The following is a 2765-nucleotide window of genomic DNA, read 5'->3' as shown; positions in this document are numbered from 1 at the left end:
AACCTGCTTTGCGTGAACTCGAACATTTCTGCTTTTCCGGCCTTTCGCGTCCTAGAACTTGAAATCGATCATCTTCTTCATGATGAGAATGCCGATCCCCATCCAGAGCAGGCTGCAGACAATGATCATGTTGCCCGCGAAGGTGGTAAAGAGCGTGCTCATATAGTCAGGTGAGGTGAAATAGATCATCAGCATCACGGCAGGCGGCAGCGAACCGATAATGGCTGCTGACGCCTTTGCTTCCTGCGACATGGCCTGAATCTTGGCGCGCATTTTCTTGCGCTCGCGCAGCACGCGCGAAAGATTGGTCAGCGCTTCGGAAAGATTACCACCCGTCTTCTGCTGAATGGTGAGCACGATCTGGAAGAAATTCACTTCCGGCAGCGGCATCCGCTCATAGATTTTCTCAAGCCCCTGCTCAAGCGTCACGCCCACACGCTGGGCTTCGACAAGCCCCTGAAACTCGCTGCGTACCGGCTCGGGCGATTCAGCCGCAATGAGGCGCAGACAATCATTCACGGGGAGACCCGACTTCACACCGCGCACGATCACGTCGATCGCGTTTGCAAATTCCTCGGCAAATGCCTTCTGCCGACGCTTCAGCAAATAGGAGAGGAACCAGCGCGGCAAGCCGAAAGCCGCAACAAAGCCGCCCATCAGCGCCACGAAAAAGGACATGCCCGCGATGAACAGGAACATCATCACGATGAGGCCCGCAACACCGCTTGCGATGTAGAAGACGCGCGGCTCAATATCAAGGCCCGCGCGTTCGATGCGCGTGCGGATGGGAATGCGCTTCTTCTGCGCTTTCTGCTTTTCTTCCAGATCCTTCAACGTGTCCTGCACCTGCTTGCGGCGCTTTTCGCTGTTGTCCGGCGCATCACTTTCGCTGGGCGTGAGCCGTGCCTTTCCTGCGCGGGCGACTCGGGCGACGCGCTTTTGCGATTTCGATTCGCCACTGACAAAGGCAAACCCTACCCCGCCAATGCAGATGGCGGAGAGGAAGGCGATGCCGATGATGAGCAGGGTCGTCTGATCCATGACTATCAGCCCTGCGCGCGGTCAAGCGCGGCGGCGAGAGCGTGATGCTGATTGTAGTAGCGGGCGCGGTCCCAGAAGGACGGGCGCGCAATGCCGGTGGAGCGATGCTTGCCGATGACCCTGCCGCTCTCATCTTCGCCCTCGATGTCATAGACAAAGAGATCCTGCGTGATGATGACATCGCCTTCCGTGCCCAGCACTTCGGTGATGTGGGTGATACGGCGCGAGCCGTCGCGCAGGCGGGCAGCCTGAACCACAATGTCGATAGACCCGCAGATCATCTCGCGAATGGTCTTGGAGGGAAGCTGATAGCCGCCCATGGTGATCATGCTTTCAAGACGCGACAGCGCCTCGCGCGGGCTGTTTGCGTGGAGCGTGCCCATGGAGCCGTCGTGGCCCGTGTTCATCGCCTGCAACAGGTCAAAGGCTTCGGGGCCGCGCACTTCGCCCACGATGATACGTTCGGGGCGCATACGAAGACAGTTGCGCACCAGTTCCGTCATCGTCACCTGGCCCTGACCTTCAAGGTTCGGCGGCCGCGTTTCGAGGCGCACCACATGCGGCTGCTGGAGCTGGAGTTCTGCTGCGTCTTCGCAGGTGATGACGCGTTCATCGGCATCAATGAAGCCGGTGAGGCAGTTCAGAAGCGTGGTCTTGCCGGAACCCGTACCACCGGAGATGAGCACGTTGCAGCGCACCTTGCCGATGATGCCGAGAACCTCCGCGCCTTCCTGCGAGATCGAGCCATACTGCACCAGATCAGCCATGGTGAGTTTGTCACGGCGGAACTTTCGGATGGTGAGCGCCGGACCATCAATCGCAAGCGGCGGCACGATCACGTTCACGCGGCTGCCATCCGGCAGGCGCGCGTCGCAGATCGGGCTTGATTCATCAACGCGGCGGCCGACCTGGCTCACGATGCGCTGGCAGATATTCATCAGCTGGCTGTTATCGCGGAAGCGGATGCCGGTGAGTTCGACCTTACCATTCACTTCGATGAAGGTGCGGTCACACCCGTTCACCATGATGTCGGCAATGTCGTCACGCGCGAGCAGCGGCTCCAGCGGACCATAGCCGAGAACGTCGTTGCAGATATCCTGCAGGAGCGCTTCCTGCTCGGAGATCGACATGACGACATTCTTGATCGACAGGATCTCGTTGACGATGTCGCGGATTTCCTCGCGCGCGCTTTCCGCATCGAGCTGGGCAAGCTGCGTGAGATCAATCGTGTCGATCAGCGCATTAAAGATCGTCGTCTTGATCTGGTAATAGTTTTCGGACCGATGGTCGGTCGCCTTTACGGCTGCAGCCGGGCGGGCAGCAGGCTTCGGCTGCAGCGGCTTGGGCGCCGGGGCTGCCGGAGCAGAAGGCACTCCCGGCCGCGCATCAGCGGAAGGGGGTGGCGGCGCGGGCTTGCGCGCTACGGGCTGTCCTTCTGTACGCCTGCCAAACACGAGCTACCTCCGATTATCCCTTGCGGGACAGAAAGCTGAAGAGAGACGAACGGGCGGGCTTCGGCGCACGCGCTTCGCGGCCGCAAAGCTGGCTCGCAAGGAAGCGGAAGCCTTCCGTTGTCCTGCCCTTGGGATCGAGTTCTTCGACCATCTGGCCGTTATTCGACGCCGTGCCGAAGAGGCCGGGATTGAAGGGCAGCACAAGCGTCGGCTCGGCGCCGACCGCTTCTGCGAAGTCCTTCACGGGAATTTCCGGGCGCTTCGGCATGC

General features: G+C 60.3%; 2 protein-coding genes and 1 pseudogene. All 3 read right to left on the bottom strand.

What is annotated here, in order from left to right:
• Positions 1 to 51: 51 nt before the first annotated feature.
• Entirely contained in the window at positions 52 to 1041 is a 990-nt protein-coding gene (locus WBF74_RS04015) for a type II secretion system F family protein (protein WP_424435526.1), read from the bottom strand.
• A gap of 5 nt (positions 1042 to 1046) precedes the next feature.
• Positions 1047 to 2495 (bottom strand): CpaF family protein, encoded by a 1449-nt coding sequence (locus WBF74_RS04010; protein WP_424435523.1) that lies wholly within the window; start codon positions 2493 to 2495, stop codon positions 1047 to 1049.
• Positions 2496 to 2508: 13 nt separating this feature from the next.
• Positions 2509 to 2765 (bottom strand): annotated as a pseudogene (locus WBF74_RS04005) (CtpF protein); the annotation flags it as partial.

This window comes from Parvibaculum sp. (assembly GCF_049672805.1).
GTDB lineage: Bacteria > Pseudomonadota > Alphaproteobacteria > Parvibaculales > Parvibaculaceae > Parvibaculum.
The sequence above is the reverse complement of the archived record's forward strand: the minus strand, read 5'-3'. Positions and strand labels throughout refer to the sequence as shown.

Coding starts and splice junctions, on each gene's coding strand:
- WBF74_RS04015 (WP_424435526.1), bottom strand. CDS start 1,041: ATGGATCAGACGACCCTGCTCATCATCGGCATCGCCTTCCTCTCCGCC.